The organism is Methyloglobulus sp., assembly GCF_046714055.1.
Lineage (GTDB): Bacteria > Pseudomonadota > Gammaproteobacteria > Methylococcales > Methylomonadaceae > Methyloglobulus.
Map to the genome: position 1 here is coordinate 1 of NZ_JBKKBJ010000148.1, position 7,575 is coordinate 7,575.

At 45.5% G+C, this 7,575-nt stretch carries 9 protein-coding genes; all 9 read right to left on the bottom strand.

Going from position 1 to position 7,575, the window contains the following annotated elements; translation table 11 throughout:
• On the bottom strand, nt 1–2,037 hold a 2,037-nt coding region (locus tag ACLQ6D_RS08905), incomplete at its 3' end, for a class I SAM-dependent methyltransferase (protein WP_411726931.1).
• Complete coding sequence (locus ACLQ6D_RS08910) at nt 2,034–2,735, bottom strand: class I SAM-dependent methyltransferase (RefSeq protein WP_411726932.1); 702 nt, start codon at nt 2,733–2,735, stop codon at nt 2,034–2,036. The genes ACLQ6D_RS08910 and ACLQ6D_RS08905, both read right to left, overlap by 4 nt.
• A gap of 14 nt (nt 2,736–2,749) precedes the next feature.
• Nucleotides 2,750–3,973 carry an ABC transporter ATP-binding protein gene (locus tag ACLQ6D_RS08915; RefSeq protein ID WP_411726933.1) on the bottom strand — a complete coding sequence of 408 codons (1,224 nt, stop codon included), beginning with the start codon at nt 3,971–3,973 and terminating at the stop codon, nt 2,750–2,752.
• Between the two features lie 5 nt (nt 3,974–3,978).
• Nucleotides 3,979–4,398, bottom strand: a complete 420-nt coding sequence (locus tag ACLQ6D_RS08920) for a nucleotidyltransferase substrate binding protein (protein WP_411726934.1) — start codon at nt 4,396–4,398, stop codon at nt 3,979–3,981.
• The gene (locus tag ACLQ6D_RS08925) at nt 4,389–4,685 is read right to left on the bottom strand and encodes a nucleotidyltransferase family protein (protein ID WP_411726935.1); all 297 of its coding nucleotides are present in this window, start codon (nt 4,683–4,685) and stop codon (nt 4,389–4,391) included. Before ACLQ6D_RS08925 ends, ACLQ6D_RS08920 begins: the two co-directional genes overlap by 10 nt.
• 189 nt (nt 4,686–4,874) lie before the next feature.
• Complete coding sequence (locus ACLQ6D_RS08930; RefSeq protein WP_411726936.1) at nt 4,875–5,318, bottom strand: HepT-like ribonuclease domain-containing protein; 444 nt, start codon at nt 5,316–5,318, stop codon at nt 4,875–4,877.
• Nucleotides 5,315–5,596 carry a nucleotidyltransferase domain-containing protein gene (locus ACLQ6D_RS08935; RefSeq protein WP_411726937.1) on the bottom strand — a complete coding sequence of 94 codons (282 nt, stop codon included), beginning with the start codon at nt 5,594–5,596 and terminating at the stop codon, nt 5,315–5,317. Before ACLQ6D_RS08935 ends, ACLQ6D_RS08930 begins: the two co-directional genes overlap by 4 nt.
• Before the next feature lie 103 nt (nt 5,597–5,699).
• Nucleotides 5,700–6,554, bottom strand: coding sequence for an ABC transporter permease (locus tag ACLQ6D_RS08940; protein ID WP_411726938.1), 855 nt, complete (start codon nt 6,552–6,554; stop codon nt 5,700–5,702).
• Nucleotides 6,555–6,719: 165 nt separating this feature from the next.
• Nucleotides 6,720–7,575: DegT/DnrJ/EryC1/StrS family aminotransferase (locus ACLQ6D_RS08945; RefSeq protein WP_411726939.1), on the bottom strand; the 856-nt coding region annotated here is incomplete at its 5' end.

The following is a 7,575-nucleotide window of genomic DNA, read 5'->3' on the forward strand; positions in this document are numbered from 1 at the left end:
AGCACTGTTTTCGACTATTTTATCAAGTGAAACTTGCCGAGCTTTTAGACGCTGCTGACGGAGCTTTGATATTATTGGTGCAACCTTTGCCCGGAATGCTTTCGGGATAATCAGCCCAGCACTTAAACATACTATTCGAGAAAAATTATGCAGCGTCATCGGGCGCATTTTCAATGTGTTTCCCAATCGGTACCATCTTGATTGCGACAATTCCAGAAATTTCCCGCATTTTGCACTTAAAGCTTCATCTTTCGCCAAAATTGTGCCTTTTAATTGAGCTATTGCACAGTGTTTATCCTTCACCTCACTATTTAATCGAGCGATATCAAAGTTTTTGTCCTCCACCTCACTATTTAATCGAGCGATATCAAAGTTTTTGTCCTCAACCTCACTATTTAATCGAGCGATTTCATGGTCTTCATTTACTACATCACTATTTGACCGCTCTGCTAAGCGATAAGCATCAAAATGGGCAAGATTAAGCTTTTTTTCTCGCACCAAGAAATCTTTAATCGGATCAGCCTTATCATCAAAATAGACCAGTGAAGAAATATCCTCCACTGGTTGCTTGGAACATATCCCAACATAGGCCAATGGAACTAATTCATCATCTGATTCGTTTTGCCTTTTTAATTCTGCAAGCAACAAATTATTTTTAGTCTTTGCATCAAAAGTGACGCTGTTACGAACTCGCTGTTCCATAATTTTCACATATGGAAAATGTACTTTGAGCAGATCTTGAAACTCCTGCAACATCATTTCCCTCAGGTGATAGGGATTGGCTCCATAAAGCTTAGTGACCTCTGGATTCGGAGAAGAAATAATCAACGTGCCATCCTGTCGCAGCATTCGCGCAATACTCACAATAACGGCTTGTTGCATTTCATAATCGACATGCTCAATCATTTCAAAGCAAGTAACGACATCAAACGAGCCAGCTGGCAACATGGCACCTAAATCGCTACAACGATGGAAGCGAAGTCGTAGGTTGTGATGTGTCTCGGTAGCCCAATCGATTGCCTTTTCGTCAATGTCTAAACCAGTAACGCCTTCAGCCACCTCAGCCAGCATGGCCGAGCCATACCCTGTTCCGCAACCAAAATCTAGAACATGTTTCCCTACCACCAGTGTCCGGGCCAACTCGTACCTGGGCATATGCTCGTATTCAGCGATCTTTGACCATGTTCCTGGTACATAACGTTCCCGCATGAATTCGGTAAAGTCACTGCCCTTCGTTGTTACCAGCAATCCACCAAAATTACCTAGCGATGCAATCTTCGTATGGCTGGGTTCAAGTGGGTACATCCCTTGTACTAGCACGTCACAAAAATGTAATTTCTCCAAAAGAAAACGCAGAGACAACTCCGAGTAATACACTAAATGCGAGGGCGGGTGACGATAACTCCACTCAGCGAGATTTGTGCGTGCCTCATCCGAGCCTGCATTTGGCGTAGTAATCACCAGTTGGGTTTTTTGTGTGATAGCCCCCTTCGAAAACAGGCTATACAGCAAAGGATAAGGAGATGGCAAATGCTCGATTACGTCCAGCATCAACACCAGATCGAATTCATGTGGAATTATGTCTTCAACCGATTCAACTATGTAGGCACTACCAGCCAATCGCTGCTGTGCTATCTGGCGTGCATGGTTGGACACTTCCACACCAAAACATTTCCACCCTTGTTCGGCAGCTAGGGCCAAATGCGTTCCATAACCACAGTCTATATCCAGGATTGACAGGTTTTGCTGTCCACCAAACTGGTCTAAAATAGGCTTAAGAACATCTAGCGACCAAGTCGTCTGCTCGTAATAGTTGCGATACCCTCCCGCTTCTCCACCTTCGAACCAATCTTTACGATCATAGTAATTTTTAGGTGTATTTTTATCAGGCATCGGAAACACATGGTCTGCGCCACAGCTTCTGCATTGATAAAGAGAAAAACCATTTATTTCACACAAAGAAAAAACACCATCGGTTTTTTCGCAAACCGGACATGTATGATTTTCCAAATTTCTTTCTCTCATGATGCTTTTCATGCTTCATTTATTTTGCGGATTGCAATGACCTGCCAGTTCAGCGTATCGTCTTTATCGATCCAACGATTATCCAAATACAAAGCCAACCGATTAATAATTTTGTTAAGCCATTTTTTCTGCACCCCCCGTTCGTGCAAATGACTCAAAAAAATCTGACCAATCAGGGCATACACGCCGCCACAGGGCGATATGGACTTAATCGAAAAGTCATGGCGTTCCAAGAGGCTAATCAAGCCAAATTTGGTAAACCGCCAGTAATCATAAGGCACTTCATGATGCCGCCACTGCATTGGTGCTGTCAGTATCAAGACTCCGCCAGGGCGCACGAGCCTGGCACATTCACCGAGATAAAACTCAACATCATCCAGGTGCTCCAAAGCCTGGGTGGACAATAAAGTGTCAATGCTCGCAGCATCGAGGGGCAATGCCTGGCAGGGCTCTATCTCGATGTCCAGAGAAACACCTTCCGCGGCAGCCACATCAGCGCCTATATAGCGCGAGAGCTTCGGCATAAAGAAACTTTTATAAGGTTGTCCACCACAACCATAATCTAGCATGACACCCTGCGCTTCATTTAGTGCTACATCTTGCAGCCAGGTTCCAATTAAGCTGAGAACAATATAATGGGGGTGGTCAAGTGCCGCCCCTAAAATTGATTGGCGTCTCAACCCACGCAATGTTTCTTTGATCGTACTCATGGTATTCTCGATCACTAATTGATCCATACACAGGGATGGATGAACTTTCCCCATGTTTGGTAATTTGTACGCACCGAAAAAGGCAGCACCAAATCTGTTAAGGCATAACAGATTTTATGGTCTGTGGAATAGGCCGCAAATGCAACCTTGTAATCACCAGGAGCCAAGCAATTAGGTGAAAGATGCAACTGCCCAGTCAGTTTTTCGCCAGCAGCAATAGGCGGCCAAAACACGTTTTTCTCGCGACTGGACTGTCCGAGCAGCCAATCCCCGTCTGTACGGTAAACACTGACGGCAATTACACTTTCTTCAAGGGCAGCCTCAGCTTCCAGCATGAACTCAAACCTAATATCGCCACCCACATCGAAAATTTTGCTTTGTGTACCATCGCTGTTTGACAACTTAATTGAAGAAAACTGTGCCAGACCAGTTGTCTGCTGCACTATAACGGCATCCTCAATTGGGTTTGCATGACCTTTATGGTCAATACTGTCTACGTAGTACTCTTGGCATACATCGACGGGGTAACCTACCATCTTTTGGCTTCCACCTTTCATCCAAATAACACGATCACAAATAATTTGAACCGTACTCAGGTCGTGAGACACAAATAAAATACTTGTCCCCGTTTCTTTTATAGCTTTTATTTTTTCCATGCATTTGTTCTGGAAAGCAATGTCACCGACACTTAATGCTTCATCCACGACTAAAATATCTGGATGCACATGCACTGCAACAGCAAATGCCAAACGCACAAACATCCCGCTAGAATATGTTTTTACGGGTTGATCAACGAAGTCGCCGATGTCAGCGAAGGCAACGATATCGTTAAAACTTGCCTCGATTTCTTCGTTACTTAAGCCCCACACAGCAGCATTCATATAGACGTTTTCACGTCCGGTAAATTCTAGGTTAAAACCGGAACCCAACTCCAACAAGGCCGCTATACGGCCATCGGTTTGAATTCTGCCACTAGTTGGGTTAAGTGTTCCACAGACCATTTGTAGCAACGTAGATTTACCGCTGCCATTTCGCCCAATGATGCCGACTGTTTCGCCTTTTTTTATTTCAAAGGAAACATCTTTGAGCGCCCAAAATTCACGGAAGTATTGCTTGGGTGATTGCCCGGCTAACCTCTGTAGGCGAGGGGCGACAAACTGCTTAAGCCGATCGCCTGGAACGTCGTAGATTTGGTAGCACTTGCTAAGGTTTTGAACGCGGATGGCGATTTCAGTCATGTGTCTTATTCCGTGTCTTTGCTGAGTTGTCCGCAAACCCGCTCGAAAAGTGGGGCATAGCCGGGAAGCCGTGCAAGGATATCATTAAAAGTTTCAGCATCGTAAATGTGGCTAAGACGGTTTCTATCCTCCACGGCATCAAGTAGCAGCAAGTAATCGTCTTCTGTTGTATAACCTCCAAGGTAGTATGCTTTAATAATCTTTTTGGGGGATGCCTCATCCAAACCCTCTTTTTCCTTGAGGAAGACCTTAATTGCCTTCCAGCACAATTCGGTGGCATATTCAAACTTTTGTGCGCGTCCATTTAGTATGCCATCCACAAGCCGTTCGTCCTCCAGTTTTTTACCGAGTTCCACCAAATCCAGACGTGCGAGGTAGGCAAATCCTGTTGTCGCTTCCTGAAAGGCTTTTATTCTCATATCCATGGTGTCGCTTCCTTTCTTACGCACTCGGCAAAACTTCCCTTGAGTTGTGGGGTTGTGACAATATCCACTTTGAACGGCGCAAAAGATTCGTCAAGCTGTTCGGAGATTTCGGCAATGACTTTACGAGGAATATCGGCATCGATCCATAAGTCGTAGTCCGAGTTCCAGCGGTTATCATGACGGGCTCGCGAGCCATATAGATACACCCGAGCCTGCGCTGGGATACGCTCTTTGAGCAGGTTGCGAATATAGGCTTCGGATTGATCGATAAGTTCTTGTCGGGTCATGGTAATTACACAGTTATTCGTAATTTGCCGATTGTCATTCTATCGAAAACATTGGCTGAGCTTCGTCACGGCCAGTTTTTGCAGGCTGGGCAGGGGATTGCTTTAGCCAGTCAGTCGGAGTGTCGTGGATCTCGTAGCACTTGCTAAGATTAGTAACGTGGATGGCGATATCGGTAGTCATGCTGGGTATTATCGGGGTATGTTGTCGGCATAGGCGATAACCTTTGGAACGACTGCCAACAGTGCAGGAGATAGAATAGCGACGGCGGTATATATCTCTGACATTTTTTCATTGCTATATTCATGGGCAATCAGGTTTCTCAACTCGCGAATCTTGATCATTTCGGAGGCATCTGCCCAATCGCGCTTTTCCGCGCGGTAGATACGGTCAAGTATTGTGCCACCACCCGTCAACTCGATCTCATCGATCAAACGGAAGATGCGTTGGATTAGTAGGTCAGCCAACCTAGCAAAACGGCTGGTTAGTGATTCAAGCCGTTCCAGTTGTTCTGGCTGCATTTCTTCCTGCCCAGTTAAATTGAGGCATCTCTCCATGGAATACCCAAGGTAACCGGCTGCGAGTTGTAGGCCAACCAGTTCTTCTTGAAGCAGATCAATTTTTTCTCGTGTCATAACGGCACTGCGGTCTGCATGACCATTCTTGGGAATGGGTGGGTGGCATCGGGATATACGGCAATGTCGATCTTGCGTACACCTAGCCTCTGGTGTAGTTGCGCTAGGATTTCCAGCTTAGTCATCAAATTGATCCTTTTGGAGAGCACCAATAGGTCAATATCGCCACCTTTGGCAGTGTCGTCCACGCGTGACCCAAAAAGGTAAATCATTGCATCAACATCGACCTGGTGGATGGTATCGCTGATAGCTATCTGTTCTTCATAGGTTAAACGCATGGCCCCTTCTACTGCCTTTTTGATTAGGTGGCATGATAGCATTTATTTTTATAATAGCTTACTGATACACATGGTGATGCTTGTCATATTCTGAGAGATAGGCTTAGAGGACATCGGCAAATCCTTTTCTGGTTTTTTGGAACCAGGCGTAGCCTAAGCAAGCGATTACAGTGGCGGCAAGGGTGTAAATGCCTAGGCCTATCCAATTCGGCAAATGTCCCCAGATCAGCACTTCACGCGCTTGTTCGATGATGAAGGTGAGCGGGTTAGCCATGATGAACGGACGGAATTTTTCTGGCACGGCGGTCACTGGGTAAAAAACAGGGGATAAGAACATCAATACGGTGGTAATGATGCCAATGGTTTGCCCTACATCACGCAAAAACACGCCCAGGGATGCGAGTATCCAGGCAAGGCCAAGGGTGAGAATGACTAATGGCAGCAATACCAACGGGATGAAAACCGCTGTCCAATGTAGGAAGCCATTGAAGATTGCAAAAGCAGATAAGAGTACACTAAGGCTTATAAAACTATGGAATAACGCTGCTCCCATGGCGACCACTGGCAAAATTTCAATCGGGAATATAACTTTCTTTACGTAATTGACATTAGAGAGAATCAATCCAGGGGCGCGATTGATTACTTCGCAAAACAGCCCAAGCACAATCATGCCAACAAACAGCACCACAGCGAATTGCGTTTTGCTATCAGCATCACCAATGTTGCCCCAGCGTGATTGGAAAACCTCTGAGAAAACAAAGGTGTACACCGCCAGCATGAACACAGGATTGAAAAATGACCAAGCCAAGCCCATAGCAGAACCTTTGTAGCGGCCTACCACCTCACGCTTAATCATTTGCAGGATAAGTTGGCGGTTGCGCCATAGGCTTCTACTTAATGCCAAAAGGGATGTGGGCTGGGCAGCGTGGGGGTTGATCGTCGTTGAATGCGTAGTCATTGCGAGAGCGCCATTGCTTTCCATGGGTTGATGTTTATGTAGGTCGATTGATGCACTAATTTTCTTTGTAACCAAAGGATTTGAGAAATATATTGTTTGTGTGCTTTCATTTGAGAACCTCCTAAAAATTCAAAAATCTCCTTCTCCCAGAGGGAAAGGGAATTTTTAGAGGTTCCCTATTGTTGCAGCATCGTTATTTTGCACACATAATTCCCCAGCAATAAAGTCCAACTCACTTTCCGTCATAAAAGGGTTCATCGGCAGGCTTATGACTTCACTAGCTGCTTTTTCGGCAATTGGAAAAGCGCCCGCTTTATAGTCCAAATATCCAAAACATTCCTGCAAGTGCAGCGGTTTTGGATAATGGATGGCAGTTGGGATTCCCGCTTTTTGAAGCCTTTCTTGTAAGGCATCCCTGTACTGGGTGTTAAGGGTATATTGCGCCCAAACACTGGTACGATCAGTTTTTATTTGTGGCAGGGTAATTTCCGATCTATTTGTCAGCTTGTTATTGTAGGATTGTGCCACCCACTGCCGCATTTCAATTTCTTTTTTGTAATGCGGCAATTTTGCCAGCAATACGGCGGCTTGCAGGGTATCCAAACGTCCGCCCATGCCAATGTATTTATGGTGATAACGCTGCCCTTGTCCGTGGACACGCATCATACGGATTTTTTCAGCCAACTCGTCATCATTGGTAAACACTGCGCCCCCATCTCCATAGCATCCTAAGGGTTTGGCTGGGAAAAAACTGGTGCAACTAATATCACCCAATGCACTGTCGGTTTTCCCTCTATAGGTTGCGCCAAAACTTTGTGCGCCATCAATGATGACTTTGAACTTATGTTTATCGGCGATAGCCTTGATTTCATCCAGGTCAGGCGGTTGCCCATAAAGTGAAACAGGCATGATAACTTTGGTTTTTGTAGTAATGGCTGCTTCGATTTTGCTTGGGTCAATGTTATAGGTGTCTGCCTGGATATCCACAAACACCGGCGTGGCTTTCATCAGGGCAATGGTT